This window comes from Mucilaginibacter frigoritolerans, assembly GCF_007830615.1.
GTDB classification, from domain to species: domain Bacteria; phylum Bacteroidota; class Bacteroidia; order Sphingobacteriales; family Sphingobacteriaceae; genus Mucilaginibacter; species Mucilaginibacter frigoritolerans.
Genome location: NZ_VLLI01000010.1, coordinates 82,509 through 103,482 on the forward strand (window position 1 = coordinate 82,509; position 20,974 = coordinate 103,482).

Annotated in this window: 19 protein-coding genes, 1 tRNA gene and 1 riboswitch; of the genes, 8 read left to right on the top strand and 12 right to left on the bottom strand. The window is 39.8% G+C overall.

The window, feature by feature from the left end:
* Positions 1-128: 128 nt before the first annotated feature.
* The 10 genes from JN11_RS16640 to JN11_RS16685 all read right to left on the bottom strand — a co-directional run bounded on the left by JN11_RS16640 (position 129) and on the right by JN11_RS16685 (position 10,605).
* The gene (locus JN11_RS16640; protein WP_144914373.1) at positions 129-1,040 is read right to left on the bottom strand and encodes a PIG-L family deacetylase; all 912 of its coding nucleotides are present in this window, start codon (positions 1,038-1,040) and stop codon (positions 129-131) included.
* 39 nt (positions 1,041-1,079) lie between these two features.
* The gene (locus tag JN11_RS16645) at positions 1,080-2,186 is read right to left on the bottom strand and encodes a cysteine desulfurase family protein (protein WP_246139041.1); all 1,107 of its coding nucleotides are present in this window, start codon (positions 2,184-2,186) and stop codon (positions 1,080-1,082) included.
* 301 nt (positions 2,187-2,487) lie between these two features.
* Positions 2,488-3,300, bottom strand: coding sequence for a serine O-acetyltransferase (locus JN11_RS16650; protein ID WP_144914572.1), 813 nt, complete (start codon positions 3,298-3,300; stop codon positions 2,488-2,490).
* A 2-nt stretch (positions 3,301-3,302) separates the two neighbouring features.
* Entirely contained in the window at positions 3,303-5,102 is a 1,800-nt protein-coding gene (locus JN11_RS16655; RefSeq protein ID WP_144914374.1) for a family 2A encapsulin nanocompartment cargo protein cysteine desulfurase, read from the bottom strand.
* Positions 5,086-6,006 carry a family 2A encapsulin nanocompartment shell protein gene (locus tag JN11_RS16660; protein ID WP_144914376.1) on the bottom strand — a complete coding sequence of 307 codons (921 nt, stop codon included), beginning with the start codon at positions 6,004-6,006 and terminating at the stop codon, positions 5,086-5,088. The genes JN11_RS16655 and JN11_RS16660 overlap by 17 nt, the downstream gene beginning before the upstream one ends.
* 145 nt (positions 6,007-6,151) lie before the next feature.
* Positions 6,152-6,583, bottom strand: a complete 432-nt coding sequence (locus JN11_RS16665; protein WP_144914377.1) for a hypothetical protein — start codon at positions 6,581-6,583, stop codon at positions 6,152-6,154.
* Between the two features lie 114 nt (positions 6,584-6,697).
* On the bottom strand, positions 6,698-7,312 hold the full coding sequence (locus JN11_RS16670) for a beta-class carbonic anhydrase (RefSeq protein ID WP_144914379.1): 615 nt from the start codon (positions 7,310-7,312) through the stop codon (positions 6,698-6,700).
* Between the two features lie 101 nt (positions 7,313-7,413).
* Positions 7,414-8,670 (bottom strand): cation:proton antiporter, encoded by a 1,257-nt coding sequence (locus JN11_RS16675; protein WP_144914381.1) that lies wholly within the window; start codon positions 8,668-8,670, stop codon positions 7,414-7,416.
* Between the two features lie 105 nt (positions 8,671-8,775).
* Complete coding sequence (locus JN11_RS16680) at positions 8,776-9,582, bottom strand: phytanoyl-CoA dioxygenase family protein (RefSeq protein ID WP_144914382.1); 807 nt, start codon at positions 9,580-9,582, stop codon at positions 8,776-8,778.
* Positions 9,583-9,828: 246 nt separating this feature from the next.
* Complete coding sequence (locus JN11_RS16685; RefSeq protein ID WP_144914384.1) at positions 9,829-10,605, bottom strand: SDR family NAD(P)-dependent oxidoreductase; 777 nt, start codon at positions 10,603-10,605, stop codon at positions 9,829-9,831.
* A 421-nt stretch (positions 10,606-11,026) separates the two neighbouring features.
* Between JN11_RS16685 and JN11_RS16690 the strand changes: the two genes are divergently transcribed.
* The 6 genes from JN11_RS16690 to JN11_RS16715 all read left to right on the top strand — a co-directional run bounded on the left by JN11_RS16690 (position 11,027) and on the right by JN11_RS16715 (position 17,136).
* The gene (locus tag JN11_RS16690) at positions 11,027-12,691 is read left to right on the top strand and encodes a lectin (protein ID WP_144914385.1); all 1,665 of its coding nucleotides are present in this window, start codon (positions 11,027-11,029) and stop codon (positions 12,689-12,691) included.
* Between the two features lie 440 nt (positions 12,692-13,131).
* Positions 13,132-13,230: riboswitch (SAM riboswitch) on the top strand.
* A 76-nt stretch (positions 13,231-13,306) separates the two neighbouring features.
* Positions 13,307-14,437 carry a cysteine desulfurase family protein gene (locus JN11_RS16695; protein WP_144914387.1) on the top strand — a complete coding sequence of 377 codons (1,131 nt, stop codon included), beginning with the start codon at positions 13,307-13,309 and terminating at the stop codon, positions 14,435-14,437.
* Between the two features lie 46 nt (positions 14,438-14,483).
* Complete coding sequence (locus JN11_RS16700; RefSeq protein ID WP_144914389.1) at positions 14,484-15,647, top strand: TlpA disulfide reductase family protein; 1,164 nt, start codon at positions 14,484-14,486, stop codon at positions 15,645-15,647.
* 67 nt (positions 15,648-15,714) lie between these two features.
* Positions 15,715-15,787 (top strand) — tRNA-Cys (locus JN11_RS16705).
* Between the two features lie 146 nt (positions 15,788-15,933).
* Positions 15,934-16,107, top strand: coding sequence for a DUF3606 domain-containing protein (locus JN11_RS16710; protein WP_144914390.1), 174 nt, complete (start codon positions 15,934-15,936; stop codon positions 16,105-16,107).
* A gap of 15 nt (positions 16,108-16,122) precedes the next feature.
* Positions 16,123-17,136, top strand: a complete 1,014-nt coding sequence (locus JN11_RS16715; protein ID WP_144914392.1) for a quinone oxidoreductase family protein — start codon at positions 16,123-16,125, stop codon at positions 17,134-17,136.
* Here JN11_RS16715 and JN11_RS24980 read toward each other — a convergent pair.
* Positions 17,113-17,439 (bottom strand): Arm DNA-binding domain-containing protein, encoded by a 327-nt coding sequence (locus JN11_RS24980; protein WP_144914394.1) that lies wholly within the window; start codon positions 17,437-17,439, stop codon positions 17,113-17,115. The genes JN11_RS16715 and JN11_RS24980 overlap by 24 nt on opposite strands.
* 324 nt (positions 17,440-17,763) lie before the next feature.
* Positions 17,764-18,618 carry a hypothetical protein gene (locus tag JN11_RS16725; protein ID WP_144914395.1) on the bottom strand — a complete coding sequence of 285 codons (855 nt, stop codon included), beginning with the start codon at positions 18,616-18,618 and terminating at the stop codon, positions 17,764-17,766.
* A 311-nt stretch (positions 18,619-18,929) separates the two neighbouring features.
* Between JN11_RS16725 and JN11_RS16730 the strand changes: the two genes are divergently transcribed.
* Positions 18,930-19,844, top strand: coding sequence for a Shedu anti-phage system protein SduA domain-containing protein (locus tag JN11_RS16730; RefSeq protein WP_144914397.1), 915 nt, complete (start codon positions 18,930-18,932; stop codon positions 19,842-19,844).
* Between the two features lie 88 nt (positions 19,845-19,932).
* On the top strand, positions 19,933-20,712 hold the full coding sequence (locus JN11_RS16735) for a hypothetical protein (RefSeq protein WP_144914399.1): 780 nt from the start codon (positions 19,933-19,935) through the stop codon (positions 20,710-20,712).
* Positions 20,713-20,974: the final 262 nt, after the last annotated feature.

The window sequence follows — 20,974 nt, forward strand, 5'->3', positions numbered from 1 at the left end:
CAGAGTGCAAATATAATTTTAATACACTAAATCTATGGAATATATATAATTTATTACAATTCAGACATACGTAAAATCCACAACAAGTACAAGATTTTCATCTTATCAGAACTTATTCTTTATATAAACTAATATGTTTTAGATAAATAAGGGGTTTGTTTTAATGAATTAAACAGGGTAACACATTTATCTATTCCGGCTTTGCCGTTTAATTTAAAATACCAAAATTCTTCCAGGTCACCATCATTCATTGTCATTTGTGTAAAACCCTGGGTTTTGTGTTCAGCAAGTTCCCAATTGGCAATAATTTTATAATTAATCTTGTTTCTATAACCAAAACATGTTGTCCGGTCCACCTTAAATAAAGGCGTGTCGGTGAGTGTGCTGGTTTCACTGTAATCTTTGTATGCAGAGAATCTGCATATCTGATCGGTCTTATTTCTGGTAGTAGCTGCTAGTATAACAGGCCTGTTATTTTCAGGTAATCCTGCTATTACATCTAAACTGAGAAGTGTGGCCGCTTTATGCTCCCCATGTGTGGAGGAATCCGGCAATAAGCACAAAACAAAATCATAATGCTTCTTTGATAACACACGGTTTAGATTTCTTTTAATCAGCGCGATATTCCAGCTGGTATCCAACGGTTCTTTTTCATCTAAACCATAATGGGCATCTGTTTGATCTTCGAAATAATAATTAGAAACCCCTATAATATTACCTGCGTTTCTTAATTCTTTTTTCCGGATTCGCGGCAAATTGGCCTGCCCGGCTTTTTTATCCGTAAGTTCAACATGGTAGTATTCTTCGGCCAGGGTAGAATATTTATAGCCTGCTTCTCCATCTGTAATCACAAACAAATCAACTGTACCATGCTGCTCTTTTGCAATTTTATAAAGCGTTACTGAAAATATGCTTTCATCATCTGGATGGGCCACAACAACCAATACACGAGGGCCGGGCGTGACGTTTTGTGCCTCTACTTTTAATATGGCGAACAGAAGCAAAAAAGCAAGCTGTGGGAAAATGATTTTAAAGCGCATTAAATATTTGTAATGAGGTAATTAAAATAAGAGAGAATGTTATGCCGCAACTGTTTGATAAACAGATGTAATAACTTCTGCCACGTGGTCTATTTCATTTAAGGTATTAAACTTGCTAAATGAAAAACGGAGATTATCAGACCCGCTTTCGATGCCTAAAGCTTTTAATACATGTGATGAAGAACTATCCCCACCCGATACTGCAATCTGATTGTCGTCAAGGTATTGCAACAGGTTCCGGTTTAACAGGGTTTGAGGTAAATTCACATTCAATATAGCAGCAATGCTTTTTTTTGAATCAGCAGAATTACCGTTAAACCTGATTCCGGGTACCAGCGCTGATAGTTTATCGATCATGCGGTCTTTCATACTTTGTATTAACCTCTCTTTTTTATTTGCTTCATCATAAGCTATTGCCAACGCTTTGGCAAGGCCAATTATGCCTGGTATATTTTCTGTGGAAGTATTAAGCGATGGCGATAATCTGCTTCCTTTGCGGCAATAAAGTATCCCAATGCCTTTAGGGCCATGGAATTTGTGGGCAGATGCAGCAAGGAAATTAACCTTTAGTTTTTTTAAATCATGTTGATAGTATCCCATCGTTTGTGCAGCATCAGTATGAAAAATCGCTTTGTATTTTTCACAAAGCACACCAATTGTTTCTATATCGTTTAAATTTCCGATTTCATTATTGGCATGCATCACCGATACCAAATTCCGGGTGTTTGTTCGGAGCAAGTAGTCGAGGTAATTAATATCAAGGTTACCTTTTTCGTCATGCCTGATATAACTTATTCGCAAGTCATGCTTTCTCTGCATGACTTTTAATGTTTTTAGTACTGTCTGATGTTCAAAAGGAGTAGTTATTACATGATCAACAAATGCACATTCAATGGTTGAAATTATTGCCAGATTATTTGCTTCTGTGCCTCCAGATGTAAAAATAATTTCCTCGGGCGAAGCATTTAATAATTTGGCAATACTTATCCTGCTAATCTCAATTGCGGCTTTTGCATCCCTCCCATATCCATGATGTGCAGACGGAATACCAAACTTATCCAACAAATAAGGCGTCATCACATTATACACTTCCCTATCAAGCGGAGTACTCGCTGCATTATCCAGGTAAATTTTAATATTATCCATTATTAAATCAAAAATCATTTCCTTTAACTTATCCGAAGGTTGAAGGAAATAACCTTCAACCTTCTATAGACAAGTATTTTCAAACTATTAAATCGACTAAACGATACAAATGTATATAAAATCTATAGACTTTATATACATTTTTTTTTAAAATGATTAATTGATGCCTAAAAAGAGGTATTACAGGAGCGGTAGATTTCACTCCTGGTTCTTTTTTTACCTGAAAAGTCATTGATTGTGTAGTAGCAGACTGTTCTGTTTATAAAATCAAGCCTATCCTGCAACTGTTTATTGTTATTATCTATTCTTCTCTAACTTCTATTCGCAATTGGTGCGTATTGAAAACGCTTGAATAAGGGGCTACACTTTTGGTTAAAAAGACGCTGCCACCTATAACACTATCATGCCCTATAACTGTTTTGCCGCCAAGTATGGTGCTTCGGGCATAAATAATTACATTATCCTCTACTGTAGGATGCCGTTTAACATCAGACAACACTTTACTTACCTGCGATGCTCCCAGTGTAACTCCTTGATAAATACAAACATTTTTACCTATAATGCTCGTAGCCCCAATAACAATACCAGTGCCATGGTCAATGAAAAACGGCACATCAATTTGTGCATTAGGATGAATATCTACCCCCGTTTTGCCGTGTGCATGTTCGCTTAATATGCGGGGTAAAATAGGTACTGATAGTTGTGACAGTTTGTTGGCAATTCGATAAACCGCTGTTGCATAAAAGCCAGGATAAGAAACAATTACTTCATGTATGCTGACAGCTGCAGGGTCTTCTTCATAAATCTTTGTGGCATCCAGCCTTAAGTTCTGGTAAATTTCTTCAAGCGAGGCGTAAAATTTATAAATAACTTCATCAATATTTATGGTAGATGGATCCAGATAACTCAACAAAATATTCTCCAGATCAATTTGATTCTTTTTAAGCTGTCCCTCATATATCGACTGTCTGTTTAAACGATTATTGGGAAAAAGGAATTCAAAAAGATCTGACAGCCAATCTACCGCCTGCCTAAAAGACGGAGTGGCTTCCCACTCCGCCTTATGGATCTGGTATAGGTGTTCAATAAACGTATTGACGCGGTTTGCTTCCATTTTCATTTTTTAAGTCGATGAAGCGTTTCCACAAGTAAGTCAACTTCTGCACAGGTATTATAAAATGCCAGCGATGGCCTAACAGTACTTTCCACCCCAAAACGGCGTAGTATTGGTTGTGCGCAGTGATGACCTGAACGTACAGCAATTCCCTGCTTATTGAGTTCATGCCCCACTTCTTCGGTTTTATATCCTTCGAGCACGAATGATAATACGCTGGCCTTATTTGCAGCAGTACCAATTAACCGTAAACCTGGTACTTCTTTTAAAAGTTGGGTAGCATATATAAGCAGGTAATGTTCGTACGTCGAGATCTTCTCCATTCCTATGCGGCTTACATAGTCTATCGCCGCCCCAAGTCCCACGGCATCCGCTATGTTACCTGTACCTGCTTCAAATCTGGCCGGGGCATTATGATACTGCGTATGTTCAAATGTCACATCAACAATCATATTTCCACCGCCTTGCCATGGTTGCGTTTCATTTAAAAGATCTTCTTTTCCATAAAGCACTCCAATACCTGTAGGAGCGAATACTTTATGGCCCGAAAAAACAAACCAATCGGCATCTAATGCCTGAACATCAACAGGCATATGCGATACTGACTGTGCCCCGTCTACTAAAACCTTTGCACCTGCCAAATGGCCCAGCCTTACAATTTGTTCTGCAGGAGTTACTGTTCCCAATGCGTTGGAAACCTGCGTAAAGGATACCAGCTTTGTTTTAGGGCCCAATAGTTTAGTATATTCCTCTATGATAAGCTGCCCGTCATCATCTACCGGGATTACCCTGATTTTAAGATTCTTCTTACTCGCAAGTTGCTGCCATGGAACAATGTTTGCATGGTGCTCCAGGTGGCTAACAATAATCTCATCCCCAGCCTGCAAGTTTTGTTCGCCCCAGCTTTTGGCAACCAGGTTAATTGCCTCTGTGGCACCCCTCACAAAAACAATTTCATTAACAGATGCTGCATTCAGAAAATTTTGCACCTTTTTGCGGGCTCCTTCATACGCATCAGTGGCCCTTGCTGCCAGTTCATGTGCGGCGCGATGAATATTTGAGTTTTCATGCTCGTAGAAATAGCTGATCCGGTCAATTACCTGTTTAGGCTTTTGTGTAGTTGCCGCATTATCCAGCCAAACCAATTGTTTGCCATTTACCCTTTCCTTCAGAATGGGAAAATCCTGCCGGATGATGTTTACATCAAAAGGCGGATTGATTATTCCGCTTGCGCCCGAAGATTTTGGAGCAGAAAACTGCGGAGGTATCGTTTTCAGGAAATAATACGATGGGTCACTTACCTGTTGCGCTGATCCAAAAGGGAGTTGCGGAACCGCAGGAGCAGTATTTATCTTATTGAGCGTATCCTGCAATTCTTTCTCAAAAGAATGATCCTGCAAATAAGGCAAGCCATTTAAATTATTGAGCGATAATCCGTTTCCCGAAAAAGGAGTAGCGGGTACGTTATTGCCATTTGAAAGGTGCGATGGCTGTACGGCAGGATCCTCAAAACTGGTTTGAGGTTCGTTTAGATTGATTACGTTTCCCTGGTTAACAGCTGATGGAGATGCACCCACACCTGCAAGTGATGGCGGTTGCGGGTTATTGCCAAATAAAGCAATAGGAAAACCGTTTGCACCAGGTATCCCACCAGCGTAATCACCGACAGGGTTATATTCCTTTATCGGCTCTGTTTGAGCTATTGGATCAGCACTTCCGGGTAAAGCTTTGAAAAACTGATTAGCCAGTTTTTCAAGCTCCAACAAGTTAGGAAGACTATCTTCGTTAATATTTGTACTCATGGTAATTTCCTAATTCAACATCTTCCAAAACAGCAATCGCATCATCAACCAATACCGCTAATGAACAGTAGAGCGATACCAGGTAGGAAGCAATAGCTTTATTATTGATCCCCATAAAGCGTACTGATAGTCCGGGAGATTGCTCTCCGGGTAAGCCGGGTTGAAATAAGCCAACAACTCCCTGGCGGCTCTCGCCGGTTCTAAGTAGTATGATTTTGGTTTTATTGTTATGAATAGGTAGTTTATCAGAAGGGATCAGCGGAATTCCTCTCCAGGTAATAAATTGCGATCCAAAAAGTGAAACGGTTGGCGGCGGAACTCCCCGACGGGTACACTCGCGCCCAAAAGCGGCAATAGCCAAAGGATGAAGCAGGAAAAACCCAGGCTCTTTCCAAACTTTTGTTATCAACTCGTCCAGATCATCAGGCGTAGGCGGCCCTAGTCTTGTTTTAATCTTTTGCCCCGGAGTAACACTGTGCAGCAAACCATATTCTTCATTATTAATCAGTTCACTTTCCTGTCTTTCTTTTATAATTTCAATAGTTAACCGAAGTTGTTCGCTGATCTGGTTATAAGGTTTGCTATATAAATCGGATACACGGGTATGAACATCCAGCACTGTATTTACAGCACTCAGATTGTATTCGCGCGGATTTTCAATATAGTCAACAAATGTAGATGGTAGTTCGCGTTCGTCTCTGGATGAGCAATCTACTTCTACGTTTTCTGCGTCTTTAACCCTGTTTAAACGATACACGCCCGATTCTACAGGAACCCAGTTCAAAAGCTGGGGCAACCAGCGGGGGGTAATTTTTGATAATTGAGGGACCGTGCGCGTAGCAATGGCCAATTGCCTGGCGGCTGCGTCGCCCAGGGCCGTTTGTTTTGTTTTTTGTTCTGCCATTTTTTTATTAATAAAGGATATAGTTGATCTATAATCTGTATTTCACAATAATAGTATATTAATTCTATAGAACAAATAGGAGTTTAATATTTATTGTAAAATTTTATAAATGGCAGAACAAATAACAATACTATTCTTTGATTACTTATTGTGGTAAGGGTATGGCTTCTACAATTACATCCCAATGTGAAATAAGCAGTTCAAACCGGTGCTGTTCTGCTTTTTTGTAGCCTTCCTGGTCAGGATAAAGGTCTTTTTTAAATGGATCAATTATACTATAATCCAGAGCGAGGTGTTCATTTTTAAAAGTTATAGCCACTTTAAAATCCCAGCGGCTGTCTTCACTGCTGTGTAGAACAGGGGCTTCTGCTTTTATGCTGACGATATCACCTTTATCCTGTAGCTTTTTAAGTAACGGATAATGATTCTTTTTCCATAACGCTATAAATTCATCTGCATAACCCCATTTTACTTTGTAATAGCTTTCAATAGTAAGATTGCCGGAAGCAGTTTGAGCAATTGCACGGCTTTGTGCGATGATTGAGATTAGGATAAAAATAAAGACTATTTTTTTCATATGATATATATTAAGTTAAAGTCACCGGCGGGAACCCTCCGCCGGGGAGATATGGTTATCTTCAGTGGCCCAAACCTCATTTAGGCCACTGACTTTAAAAATGCAATGGCCTTTTTATTCAATACGTTTACCTGCTTTTGTTGCTTCCGCAACTTCAATTAGTTTTCCTGACTTGACATCATAAATATAACCATAAATGGGGATATCTTTGGCTACCAACGGGTGCTTTCTAATTCTTTCCACATCTTCAGTAACACTTGCTTCCAGATTTTTTATGGTTAAAAAGTTAATAAATCTGGCCTCGCCCGATCCTCCTTCTTCCTGCACGTTCCGCCAGCCTTTTTCATCTACGGCTGCCGTTTTTAAGCTTTTGGAGAGCAGGTCCTGGATAATCTCGTTAGTGAACAGTTCCATCCCGCAATCTGTATGATGAATTACGAACCACTCCTTTGTGCCGAGCAATTTATGAGATATAATAAGTGACCGGATGGCATCGTCACTTGCCCGGCCACCTGCATTTCGGATAACGTGGGCATCACCCTCTGCCAGGCCTGCATATTTTGCAGGATCCAATCGTGCATCCATGCAGGTAAGTATTGCAAATTGCCTTGCAGGGGGCAATGCGAGTTTTGATTTATCGCCAAAGTGTTTAACATACTCAGCGTTGGCCAAAAGTATCTGTTGATGAACAGCGGTATCATTAGGCTGCGAATTTGTGTTGTTTGCCATAGGATTTTGATTATTGATAGGTTATATAACGTTTTTTAATAAGTTGAATCTCCAATGCTTTAATTAGCGACGAACACAAAAGCTCATTGTTATAGTTAAAGTCACAATTGAGCTAATTGTAATTTCTGGTCTTTTAAAAAATAGTATTTCATTATCGGCCCCGAAATAACCATCGTAACCACTGTCATAACCACCAATCCTTCAAATACTGGCCCGCTGATAATTTTAGCTTGTAAAGCAATTAAGCCCAGCACAATTTCCTGCGAACCACGGGCATTCATTCCAAAGGCCACTGCAACTGATTCGTTCCTGGTCATCCCACTCAGAGAACTGCCAATACGGGCGCCTATCAGCTTTGCAAAACAGGCAATTACCAGGATAAGAACTACTATTTCCAGATTAAAATTGGATATGAAGTTTAATCGTAAACCTACCGAAGCGAAAAATAGCGGCGCCAAAACGTTAATAGTAAATTGGTGCAATACTTGTTTATGTGCTTCCGTAAAATATTCGGAATCGCCAATGGCTACACCTACTAAAAACGCACCAAACACAGCACGTACACCAAGGGCTTCGGTAACTGCGGCGCCTATAAAGCACAGACAAACTGCCACCGTAAATACATTACTCATTTTACCACTTTTGCCTGCATAAGCCAGTAAGCGGTGTATAATCCAGCGTCCGCCAGTAAGCATAAACGCGGCAAACAGCACAACGGTTATCACCGACCAAAACGAAACCTGCTCCTTGCCTGCATTCATCATCTGGATGATGATTGAAAACAAAATCCACCCCAAAAAATCATCCACCATTGCTGCGGTTAATACTATATTGCCTATCCTCGTTTTAAGAATATCCAGATCGAGCAGTATTTTAGTGATAACTGAAAGTGCAGTAATAGAAAGCGCCGTGCCAAAAAAAAGCGACGTAACCAGCTGGTTATTGACGCCGTTAGCAAAATGATCTTTATATAAAAACCATACCGTTAAAAAGCCAATTGCAAACGGAAATATAATACCGGATAAGCTAATAGCTATTGCTTGTTTGCCATTTTGTCTTATCTGTTTTAAATCAACTTCAAAACCGGCTATAAACATCAATAAAATGATACCAATATTAGCTATTCCATCAAAAGCGCCACTGGCTTTTGGTGCTTCAATAAATATATTTCTAAATACTTCCGGAAAAAAGGTACCCAGTAACGTGGGCCCTACAATAATGCCAGCAAAAATTTCACCTATAATGGCCGGGAGTTTATATCTGCGGCAAATTTCGCCCAGGAACCGGGCTGGCACCAAAATGATCAGTAAGATCACCAAAAAGTGGATAATTTCTGTAGAGCTGAGCTTAGTAATCATATGTATTTTTTTAAGGTATACCTCAATTGAATACTTTAACTTTCACCGTAGCCAACCTTCTCCTCCTGATAAAGTAGCCAATAATAATTGCTATAATCATAAAATCTATTTAACCAGGCTTGCAAAACGTTGATAAAATGCGGTTGGGCTGTCCTCGTGTTTAGGTGCATATTTTCCGGCTATAATAGGAATGTAAATCACCCTTCTGCGACTCTCCTCCCCTATAACTGAAGATTGTGCCACGCGATGCCATAAACGACCGTCGTGGATAGTTAAGTCTCCAGCCTCCGGAATAATTGCTATTTCGTTTTTATCGGCATTGTTATCAAGAAAATATTTTTTGCGGAACAACATGCTATACAGGTTTTGTTTGTGCGTACCGGGCAGTATCCTTAAGCCACCATTTTCGGGTTTTAACGAACTCAGATGAATCCCAACATTGAGCATTGGGTTTAGTTTTTGTCCGTGGAAAATATCTCTTAAGCCATCGGTATGCCAGCCCATTTTGGTAAAGCTGCTATTTGGCCCGTTTACATAGTGATTAAGTACCATTCCATCCTTTTCGGTAGTGCCTAATCGTGCACCTGCACCAACCATGTTGAGGAGTACGTTAAATCTGGGATCTTTCGTGAATTCAGAAAAAATAGGATGATGAAGATTTATAAAGGCAAAGCGTTGCACAATGGCAGAACCGTCCAAATCCTTTCCGTACTTAATAGGTACCCCGTTTATTTTTTCAATTTTATTGTTGATCCAGTTTTGCTGCACCTGCTCAGATGCACGAATAATATCTGCAACCGTTTCGGGTTTAATGAAGTTTTTGAAATGAATAAATCCATTTTCGTTAAAAAAATCGCGTTGTTCAGAAGTGATTAGAGAACCGAGGGTATACTTTGGGTATAGATTTGACATTGAAAATTAAATTAAAAATTAATAAGTAAGAGAAGCTTTAAAACCGGCAGATCAGGATGCTGAAATGAATAACCGGGAAGAATTAACAACAACAGCAACACATCACCTTAACGGAAAGGTGCATTCGCATGGGGCGCGCGATTTTGATATGTTGTTTATTATTCAATTAATACTATGTCTATGGATATAGTAGACATTGCAAATGTATGTAAATATTTTACTTATCAAAATAATCTTTACTATTTTTTATTTCTTATATAAACCGGCTGTAATCCGCTCAATAAGTGATTTGTTAAGATGCCTTGCACCTGCAGCAGACAGCTTATTTAAAAAGCCGGGTACAATCTCTGCCTTTTTGCTGAACATTCCTTTTAAGCCAACTTGTGCCACTTCATCAGCCTGCATATTAAACTTAGCCGCCAGGTCTGCCAGGGCATCCATTCCGGCCCGGTGGGCAAAGCCTGTATCAGTTGGACCTGGGCAAAGGCAGCTTACAGAAACATTGCTATCTATCAGTTCATACCTTAATGCCCTGCTGAAAGACAACACAAAGGCCTTGCTTGCCGAATATACCGCCAATGTGGGTACCGCCTGGTACGCAGCAGTGCTTGCCACGTTTAATATAAATGCAGTGTTTTGTTTCCTTAATATAGGCAGCAGAAAATAAGTCAGTTCAACCAATGCATTTATATTAAGGTTCAGCATTTTTATTTGCTCTTCCAGGCCTACGTTCTCAAAATTACCCCAGGCACCAAATCCTGCATTGTTAATTAAAATAGATATTGGAACTGACAACCCTTTGCCCCAGTCGGAAAGTTTTGCGGCCGCCCCATTCTCCGACAAGTCAATCGCCAGGTAATAAACGTCAACGCCATAATCTTTTTTAATTAATTCAGCAATCTGCTGTAGTTCTGTTTCAGACCTTGCAGTTAATAACAGATTGTAGCCCCAACCGGCCAACTGCAATGCAACAGACCTGCCAATTCCTTTACTCGCACCGGTGATAAGGGCATATTCCTTCATAATAATATTCAATTATTGTTTCCACAAGTTTAACAATAATACGCTACTAAATTTGTAGTCTATTAAAATTCTATGTGTTTTCGTTGTTAAAATATGCATTGATATCAGCTGCTAAAATGTGGTAGTAGCATACTATGATCTCTTTGCTCTCATTGTAAAGGCCATCTTATATTGCTTATTATTTTAATTAACACCACAATTCATCCACATAAAAATTAATTTTATTTAGAGTTAAAATTAATTGATTATTAAGATATTTTTAATATCCAATCATAACTTGCTTGCGAAACCTATTATATCTCAGTCTTTTCAAGATCATTAGCTGTATTGATAATTATGCAAACATTTATTTTAAAGCCCCCTTAAAGCGGAAAATAAATCCAATAAATATTCTCTAATACCTAACCATATAAAATCAATTATGAAAAAAATCAATATAATAATATTCGCGGCTCTTACTATTATGGTAATTAGCTGCAAGAAAAATTCCCCCGAACAATCAAATACATTTGGAAAGAAGACGATCGGTTCAAGATCATTAGCATCTTCACCGGGAGATGTTGTTGGGAAAGTTGTTGTTGGCTACCAGGGATGGTTTGCTGCAATTGGTGATGGCTCACCTATAAATGCCTGGTGGCATTGGTCGCAGGATGAATCACAGGCCCCATCAGCAAGCAACCTTGGTTTCAAATCATGGCCAGATGTACGTGACTATACCAGCACTTATCAAACAGGGTTTGCAAATTTGAACAACGGGCAGCCGGCCAAATTATTTTCGTCATTTACAGATCAGACTGTTAACACACAATTTCTATGGATGCAGCAGAATGGCATCGACGCAGCCGCATTACAACGATTTGATCCTAATGGCTCGGAAGGGCCAATTCGCGATGCAATAACCGCGAAGGTTAAGACTGCAGCCGAAACTTATGGCCGAAAGTTTTATATTATGTATGATGTAAGTGGATGGACCAATATGCAGTCTGAAATTAAAACCGATTGGACCAGTAAAATGTCTGCCTATATCTCATCATCTGCTTATGCAAAACAAAACGGGAAACCCGTAGTATGTATCTGGGGATTTGGTTTTAACGACACCAATCATCCATGGACAGCTGATGTATGCCTTGATGTTATAAACTGGTTTAAAGGACAGGGCTGTTACGTTATCGGAGGGGTTCCAACGCAATGGCGTACTGCACCATCGGGACAGGATTCCCGGCCCGGCTTTTTGGCTACCTACAGTGCTTTTAATATGATCTCGCCCTGGATGATCGGCCGCATTGGCAACATAAGCGACGCTGATAACTATTACAACAATGTGAATATACCAGATCAGGCCTACTGTAATTCCAATAATATCGACTATCAACCATGTGTATTGCCAGGCGATTTGCAGGAACATCAACGAGTTCATGGAGATTTTATGTGGCACCAATTTTATAACATGGTAAAACTTGGCTGCCAGGGCATTTACATATCAATGTTTGATGAATTTAACGAAGGCAATCAGATTGCGAAAACTGCGGAAAGTTCGGCGTTTGTTCCAAGTGGTTCATCCTTCGTAGCATTGGATGAAGATGGTACAGCCTGCTCAGCTGATTATTATTTACGATTGACAGGTGACGGTGGTAAAATGCTAAAAGGGCAAATTGCACTTACAGCTACGCGCCCAACCCAGCCCGAGGTAAGTAGCGGCAGTGTTGCACCAATAGGGCAAACGGTAACTTTTAAAGGTTCAAACAATTTATATGTAAGCAGCGAAAATGGAACACAACCAATGACTTGCAACCGCACTGTCGCCCAGGGTTGGGAATCATTTCTAGTTGTGGATGCCGGAGGTGGCAAAATTGCTTTGCAAACACAGGGAAAATACGTGTCATCAGAAAATGGTACCCAGGCAATTACCTGCAACCGCACAGCAGTTGGCCCATGGGAACAATTTGATTGGGTAAGCAATGCAGACGGAACAGTTTCTTTAAGGGGTAATAACGGACTGTTTGTTTCGAGTGAGAACGGTACCCAACCAATGACCTGTAACAGAGTTACTGCCGGACCATGGGAATCATTTAAAATAAATCAATAACCAAATACGCTAATGATCTTTGAAGAGACCGTATCATAATCAAATGATGCGGTCTCTTTTATTTGTTTTCAATATTAACCCAAGCTAGAGTTTTGAAATCCAATAATGAAATCAGAATATGCAAAAACCTAAAGGCCATATCTGGAAGCATATATCTATTTGCCCCTTTTTTACCAATTTTTCAAACCCCTAAAAATAGATTGGTTAACCGTAATAAAAAGAGGTCAAATCAAAATTGGTGAAGAGGGGTAAATATAATGTAGTTTATCCACACTAAACATCGTTTTCGTGGTTAAAAGGTTAAATAATAAACCTTTATAGTATAATTTGTGTTTATATCCATGCAAATGCAGACAAAGAAAGGACCTCTTTAAATTAATTCTATTAAATCTATAGAAATTATAGTAATTAATTTATCTTTGCACAGAAACGTTCTTTATCATTTATCCAGAAAGACCGAGGGAATGGCCCTGTGACGTCTTAGCAACCTGTAGCAATAAGGTGCTAATTCCACTCCTTAATCGGGAGATAGATAAAATCAAGTGTACCTACTTGTAATTAATGCGACCCGCGCGGTTTCTGGGATAGTGAATAGAGGCAATTAAAAAACAAAATATGAAAATTTACCTGGATAATGCCGCCACCACACCGCTCGACCCTATCGTACTGGAAGCGATGACACCATATTTACTTAACCATTTCGGAAACCCTTCTTCGCACCATAAGGCTGGAAGAGAAGCCAAAGCCGCACTGGAATATTGTCGGAAAAAGATAGCGGTTTTGTTGAACGCAGAGCCGGAAGAGATCATATTTACCTCGGGCGGCACAGAAGCGGATAATATCGCTATTATCTCAGCAGTAACTTGCAACCACATCGACCATGTAATCACCACTCCTTTTGAACATCCTGCAGTTTTACAGACCCTTAAATTTTTAAGCAAGCAATACCATACCCGGGTTAGTTTTATTAAACATGATGAAAAAGGCAATCTTGATCTACAGCATCTGGAATACCTATTGCGCAACAATACGCACAATCTGGTATCGGTAATGCATGCTAATAATGAGATCGGCAATCTTAATCAAATTGAAAAAATAGGTGAACTTTGCGAAAAATATAAATCATTATTTCATACAGATACGGTCCAAACCCTGGGGCATTACGAGTATGATCTAAGTCATCTAAAAGTTCATTTCCTGGCGGCATCCGCACATAAATTTCATGGGCCAAAAGGCGTCGGTTTTCTGTATTGTCGTAAAGGACAGCGACTAAACCGAATTATTCATGGCGGGGGCCAGGAAAGCGGCTCACGCGCAGGTACCGAAAATATCCCCGGTATTGTTGGGATGACCAAAGCACTGGAATTGGCTTATGAACGTATCGAAGAAGACAGCACTTTTATCAGGCATTTAAAAAATTTGCTAATAAGCCGCTTAACTGAAATTTTGCCCGACGTTCAGTTCAACGGAAATTCAGCCGACTCCGATAAAAGCCTCTATACAGTATTAAGTGTAAACCTTCCAAGTACGGAGACGGATCTCTTGCGCTATCTGGATAACGAAGGTATCGCTGTATCTGGCGGCAGCGCCTGTTCTGGCGGCTCACCCTCCCATGTATTACAAGCCTTAGGGGCTGATCTTGAAAGAACAACGATTCGTTTTTCCTTCAGCAAATTCAATACACCGGACGAACTGAATGTGGTCGCAGAAAAGCTGGCCGCAGTTTATCGGCTGGTAGCTGCTTAACCAACAACATACATTATTATATATCTACACACTAAATACAACATACATGAAGAAGTACATTTTTACCGCATTACTTTTTGCACCGGTTTTCTTAAAAGCACAAACGATCAATTATACGATTAAAGGCAGCATCGGAAATTTAGATGCCCCTGCGAAAGCATACTTAACTTACCGTACGGCAACCGGCAACGTAATCGATTCTGCCACGCTGCACCAGGGAGTCTTCGAGTTCAAAGGTGCGTTTACCAATCCAGTTAAGGCGACCTTAACCATAGCCCATAACGGCGAAAGTTTAAAAGGATCGAGAAGGCCAGACCAACTGCAGGTATACCTGGAGACCGCTACTATCAATATAACTGCTTCTGATTCCGTTTATAAAGCGACAATAACAGGTTCGCAACTTAACGATGTCAACACCGAGCTTACAAAGGTACTGCAACCCTATACCGATCAGATAAAAGCGGCAGAGGCTGCTTACAGCGCGCTACCCAAAGATCAGAAAACAGACCAGGCGGCTGACGAGCTGGATAAAAAAACAACAGCTATAGAGCAAAATCAAAAACCAGTGTTGGCAATTTTCATCAATAGCCATAAAAACTCATTGATTGCTTTGGATGCTTTAAAAACCTATGGCGGGTATTTTCCAGAAGCTACAGATGTAGAACCCCTATACAATTCACTTGCTGTCGATGTGAAAAATAGTGTACCCGGGAAGCAATACAATAAATGGCTGCAAGGGTGGAAAACTACTGCACTTGGCGCAGATGCACCTTTGTTTACCCAGAACGATAAAGACGGAAATCCGGTTAACCTTGATTCCTTTAAAGGCAAATATGTATTAGTTGATTTCTGGGCATCCTGGTGCGGTCCTTGTCGTAAAGAAAACCCGAATGTTGTAAAAACTTTTAACCAATTCAAAGACAAAAACTTCACTATTTTGGGTGTATCATTGGACAGTAAACGTGATGCCTGGTTGAAAGCAGTAGAAGATGACCAACTAAACTGGACTCAGGTATCCGATCTGAAATACTGGGGCAATGATGTGGCCGTACAGTACGGTGTAAGAGCGATCCCGCAGAATTTCCTGATAGATCCCAACGGAAAGATCATCGCAAAAAATTTGAGAGGTAATGCACTTGCGGCTAAACTCAACCAAATATATAGCCCAAGCAATACAACTGTTACTGCCCCAAAAGTTGAGGGTAAATAAAGTGTAATAATTAACTGACTGTACATACTATAACCTGCGCGGGCCGCCGTGCAGGCTATTTTCTGACGGTGGAGTGGCCGAGCGGTTTAGGCGGAGGTCTGCAAAACCTTTTACGGCGGTTCGAATCCGTCCTCACACCTCAAAATAAAAAATGAAAAAATATAAATTATCATTGGTTTCCGCGCCGCTGCCAGCGGCCTCTCCAAATAATAATCAGTAATTAATTAAGGAATTTAACGGGAAGATATAAACTGCTCAGCAAGCAGATAGCTAATTTAAAAACATCATGGATACTAACATCAAAACCACAAGCAATAAAGACGAGATCGATGTTTCCTCGCCTGCTGAACTGAGGTATTGGGCAGATAAATTCGAAGTAACAAATGTTAAACTGAAAGCAGCAGTGAATGCAACTGGCTCTTCTGTCAAAGCAGTCGAGGCTTATCTCCGGAAAAGATAAGTATGAAATCATAACATGAAAGCAATTATTCTCAAGAAATTTGGCCCGGTTGAAAATTTCGAACTGGCAGAGGTAGCCACCCCTGTTGCTGCTTCTGGTCAGGTGCTTGTCCGGATTAAGGCTGCCGCATTTAACCCTATCGATTATCAAATGCGCCAGGGAGCCAATGAACGAAAACTACTGAAGTCTCCTATCTTGGGAAGGGAATTGTCTGGAGAAGTAACTACAATAGGTGCTGGTGTTCCGAATTTTACAATCGGAGACCGCGTTGCAGCCTATGTGGGCAGCCTTGGCTCAAACGGGACTTATGCTGAATACATTAGCGTGCCTTACCAATTGCTGGCAAAACTACCTGAAGGCATTTCATTTCAGACCGCTGCCGCATTACCCCTTGCAGGCTTGACTGCATTACAGTGTTTCAACAGGCTTACGGTGGAAAAAGATGCCCCCATTTTTATTGCAGGTGGAGCCGGAGGTGTTGGTTCGATGTTGATCAAATTTTTATTGGCCGCAGGTTATATAAATCTGTTTACAACGGCGGGTAGTACGCAGAGCATTGAAAGCCTCCTGGCCATCGGCCTGACCAAAGAACGCATTTATAATTACCACCTTCCCGGGCTGGAAACAACACTCCGTTCCGGAAATGCAAACAGCGGCTTTGATTTAGCGATTGATCTGGTTGGGGGCCCCCTATCTACATTATGTGCCGGATTATTGAACGTTTATGGGTCATACATGAATGTAACCAATCTGTTGACACCAACAGCCGAAGAAATACTATTCAACAAGGCAGCAGCAATTATTAATATTGCCAATTATGCAGTGGCTTTACATGGTCATTCGACCTCATTATCGGTCTACGGTCAGCAGTTAACGACACTTTTTTCAAAGCTTCAGCAAGGTGTAATAGAAGGACCAGCAGTATATACAGTGGGTGAATTCAGTGCAAAAACAGTCATCCAGGCACACCTAATGTTAGAAGAAAACCAGACAAAGGGAAACAAGCTAGTGATGTACATTCCTTCTTAACCAATGTAGATATTCCGGAGCCAATCTCTGCCGGTGCGCATAATAAACCTGCTGCCCAAGTGTTTTCAGGTAAAGATTAAAGGAACGGGCTTCTTCACTTGTTCCCGTCATTTTCTGTGTGGTGGCATTCCAGCGGGAGGGATTTACATAACGCCTTGTGGTGAACTCGATCCGGTCTCCCTCAATGGTAAGACGTAGGTAAATCGGCGCTGTGCCGTTAGCGAGAATTTTGGTCTTTTTAAGTGCGAAATTTAAACAAAAAGCACTAATCATAACGCTGATAATTAAATAGTTACATGCCATTTTTATTGGTTCAGCGAGACCTATAAGGTACGAGATGGCAATAGGTCTCGCAAGAGGTCTCGATCAGATTGAGAAATTATGGTCGAATTTGGTGGGGCTAAAATGCAAAAACGCCTAAAATCAGCGATTTTAAGCGTTTTTAATCTTCTTTGGTAGCTACTCAGCGGGGATAAAGGGAGCCGATTAGAACACCTTTCTGCAATTTTAGCAATTATTAAAGATATTACTAAAACAAATCATTGAAAATAATTGATTATAAAATGCTCGGAGCGGGAATTGAACCCACACGCTTTTGACGGGCGCGGATTTTTTGACCGTAAGGAGTTAAATAATTTTATTATTTTCAATGGTACCGTCAACTATTTTTAGACCTGTGCGATGTTCCTGTCTGCCTTCATCAAAATAAACGATCTCAAAAGTCAAGCCGTTTAAAGCGTCTGGTATCTTCTTCGCCATAATCTCGTCAGCTACCGTATGAATACCTTCAACACGGTCAACGTATTTAGCCTTTAATTCGAGATAATCATATGGGGGCAGATTATTTTTAATGGGTAGTTTTTCCAAAGTAGTGAATTTCAAGTCGCTAATTTGACGAAAACAGATATTATAGGCTGGATAGCTTGAATTGTTATAGATTTTAAGTGCATAACTCCAATTCAATTCCCAATGAATAATAGGTTTAACGCCAGCGCCGATAAATGTAACCCACCTTCCATTTTCGTCTACTTCAACCGGGTTTTTGTTACTGTAACCTCTTGGACTTCTACCTCCTCTTTGCCAAACCAGATCGACTTCCAAATATGGCTCGCCAACTGCAACGGATTCCAAAGGTTCCCCTTTAAGCCGTTTATGCATTTCGAGTTCAGCGTCTGCTTTCCAACTATTCAATAATATTGTGGGGAATTTGCCTTCATCTTTATCTATCAGGTCAGCGCAATTTGCGCAAAGCCAAATTCCATTGCTAATGTGACTGCGTTGCTCCGGTGTTAAACCGGTCTCATAACGAGGGCCACCTACTGCCGCAGCGGTTATATGTGCGCCCTTACCAATTCTCGTCGATTTTGTCTGCTCTGAATTTGGTCCAACGGTGTGAGTTCTACAGGCAGGATTACTGCATAGAAAGCCAACTCGCTCTGCAAGTTTAGTGATAGTGTCTTTTGAAAAATCGTCACGAGCCATACATCATTCTTTATGACCTAACTTAAACCGCCTCTATTCATCATTTCCCCTTCTTAGGATCATGGGGTTTTAAAGTAGGGTGTTTCGGCTGAGTTGGGGGGTCAACTCGTCTTCTTCTGTCATCTTGTCCTTCTTCTGTCTTAGGTTTTGGACCGGGCTTAATAGATTCAATTTTTCCCATAATTATAGTTTTTAGGTTAAAAATTTGTTTCTATAAAGGTACAAAAAACTGTAGCCATGACTATCCATTAAATGGCTTGCGGCAATGTTTTAATTTAATTGTATTTTTAGGTTCTCTTAAATTATTGCTCATGCCTCTAATTACCAAGAATTTCAATCAGATTATTGACGAGAATAACGAGCTAATGAACTATGCCGATTATTTAAAAGATAGTATAACTGGTTTAAAAACATTGGTAAGTGATCAGGAGAAATCAAATGTCAAAGACGAGCCTGCTATTCAAAAATATTTTGAACAGCACCCATCTACTTTATTGGGCGCTCTTTGTGGCGTGTCCAATAACTCTAAAGTCGAGGGCAATCTTATTATATCTCAACCTCGAATAAAAAGTTTGGCCAGGGATAGGCAACCTGACTTTTTGATTATTACCGGTAATTCTTTGCAGGTGTTTTTCAATTTTATAGAAATTGAGGCGCCGGCAAAAAAGATATTCCACAAAAAAAGATATGAACTATCAAAGGATTTTTTGCAGAGCTATTCCCAATTAACCCAATGGCGGTCGTTTGAGCATAGTGTAATTTCCGACTATTGCAATTTTACGGTTAACACGCTATTTGGCAATAATGGCGATTTCAAAGTAAAACGTAAACATTATTATAATTTTATCTTGTTATATGGCAATTCCGGGGAAGTACTCGAAAAAAATGACCCTACCTACACCAGTCTATTGCTATCACAATTTAAGGATGAAATTCAGCATGTTACTTACAGCCGTCTTATATCAGATCCATTATTTCACCAACCATTAATTACTATTAAAAGGAGGGCAAACGTTGATCAATTTGAAGCTATAGGAATGGACCCGATTAAATATTATGATTATTGGCGTTGGTCAAACCACCATTATATATCAGGTAAACAAGCTCTTATAAAAAGTTCGGCTTATCTCAACGATGATGAAAAAAACGTTTTGATAGGAAAAATAACGGCTTACGACAAACTTTCTTCCGAAGAAATTCTAAAGTTGGAAAACAGGAGTTATTAGAATTGTAAGCAACATGCAAGCTGTCCATATAAATGCAAGCGAACTGGAAGATTCCACTAATCAACTGATAGAGGCTGTAATTAATAATTTGCCTAATAAAATTGGGCTGGTAAAAAATCAAAACGAATTTAAACAAGCCGTTGACCTGCTCATTAACGAAATTTTTGAGCTGTTTAGAACTAAATATGAGCGGATTAAAGATCATCAGCGGTTTAAAAATATTTTTTTAGGCTTAATTCGTTCTAAACAAGATGAACTGTTAAGTGGCAAGACCTGGGGTAATATATTTTCCGAAGTGAGGGATATTGATGGTAATTTAGATAAGGATCAAACTTATTTTGACGCTATATTAATCTACTGCGAACTAAATAAAACGTATAGCAGAGATGTAGTCATTGGTTATCTTATCGAAATAACAGGGTTATGGAACGTTTTTCCTGCGATAAATAATTTCTGTTTAAATAACAAAGCAATTCTGTTAGATCACAGGCCGCTGCCGGAAGAAATTAAAACCTCTAAATTGAAAGCAGTATTGTTTGACTATGGCTTCTGCAACTTGGATTTAATTAAGGTATTAACAGCTGAAGGTTTTGAAGGCATAGCTGGTCTGTTGGCCAAGAACAAACTGCCCTATCAAATTGCTATGTTTGATTTTTTAGGGTTCATTTCCTATTTAGAGAATGAACGTTTTAAATCTAAGCATGATATGTACAAAGAAATATCAAAATGGCTTGATTCAAGTAAAGATGGAAGAAGCGTCAAAGGCAATATTAATTCATTGCTCTCTTTTACAGCCGAAAATAAAGATCGTTATACAGCCTATAAACATACTGAAGAGGTAAAAACGGACTATTCAATGTTAAAATAGGGTGTACGCCCCTGTTGTCGCCCCTTAAAGCCCCTCATATTATTGCATATCGTAAAATGATATGCTACAATGGAGGCCATATTTGGAATATTAAAAAGAGGAATTGCAATAGCGGATAACTATGCAGTCTGCCATATAGTAATTGTGCTATTTTCTATTTGTTGCGTTCGTCGTACATCGATAAAGCTACAAATAAGGTATCGAGGAAAAAAAAATAGCGTAATAGTAAAATGGAAGCCATGTAAAGCCAGATAATTTAAGC

Coding starts and splice junctions, on each gene's coding strand:
- JN11_RS16640 (WP_144914373.1), bottom strand. CDS start 1,040: ATGCGCTTTAAAATCATTTTCCCACAGCTTGCTTTTTTGCTTCTGTTC.
- JN11_RS16645 (WP_246139041.1), bottom strand. CDS start 2,186: ATGGATAATATTAAAATTTACCTGGATAATGCAGCGAGTACTCCGCTT.
- JN11_RS16650 (WP_144914572.1), bottom strand. CDS start 3,300: ATGGAAGCAAACCGCGTCAATACGTTTATTGAACACCTATACCAGATC.
- JN11_RS16655 (WP_144914374.1), bottom strand. CDS start 5,102: ATGAGTACAAATATTAACGAAGATAGTCTTCCTAACTTGTTGGAGCTT.
- JN11_RS16660 (WP_144914376.1), bottom strand. CDS start 6,006: ATGGCAGAACAAAAAACAAAACAAACGGCCCTGGGCGACGCAGCCGCC.
- JN11_RS16665 (WP_144914377.1), bottom strand. CDS start 6,583: ATGAAAAAAATAGTCTTTATTTTTATCCTAATCTCAATCATCGCACAA.
- JN11_RS16670 (WP_144914379.1), bottom strand. CDS start 7,312: ATGGCAAACAACACAAATTCGCAGCCTAATGATACCGCTGTTCATCAA.
- JN11_RS16675 (WP_144914381.1), bottom strand. CDS start 8,670: ATGATTACTAAGCTCAGCTCTACAGAAATTATCCACTTTTTGGTGATC.
- JN11_RS16680 (WP_144914382.1), bottom strand. CDS start 9,582: ATGTCAAATCTATACCCAAAGTATACCCTCGGTTCTCTAATCACTTCT.
- JN11_RS16685 (WP_144914384.1), bottom strand. CDS start 10,605: ATGAAGGAATATGCCCTTATCACCGGTGCGAGTAAAGGAATTGGCAGG.
- JN11_RS16690 (WP_144914385.1), top strand. CDS start 11,027: ATGAAAAAAATCAATATAATAATATTCGCGGCTCTTACTATTATGGTA.
- JN11_RS16695 (WP_144914387.1), top strand. CDS start 13,307: ATGAAAATTTACCTGGATAATGCCGCCACCACACCGCTCGACCCTATC.
- JN11_RS16700 (WP_144914389.1), top strand. CDS start 14,484: ATGAAGAAGTACATTTTTACCGCATTACTTTTTGCACCGGTTTTCTTA.
- JN11_RS16710 (WP_144914390.1), top strand. CDS start 15,934: ATGGATACTAACATCAAAACCACAAGCAATAAAGACGAGATCGATGTT.
- JN11_RS16715 (WP_144914392.1), top strand. CDS start 16,123: ATGAAAGCAATTATTCTCAAGAAATTTGGCCCGGTTGAAAATTTCGAA.
- JN11_RS24980 (WP_144914394.1), bottom strand. CDS start 17,439: ATGGCATGTAACTATTTAATTATCAGCGTTATGATTAGTGCTTTTTGT.
- JN11_RS16725 (WP_144914395.1), bottom strand. CDS start 18,618: ATGGCTCGTGACGATTTTTCAAAAGACACTATCACTAAACTTGCAGAG.
- JN11_RS16730 (WP_144914397.1), top strand. CDS start 18,930: ATGCCTCTAATTACCAAGAATTTCAATCAGATTATTGACGAGAATAAC.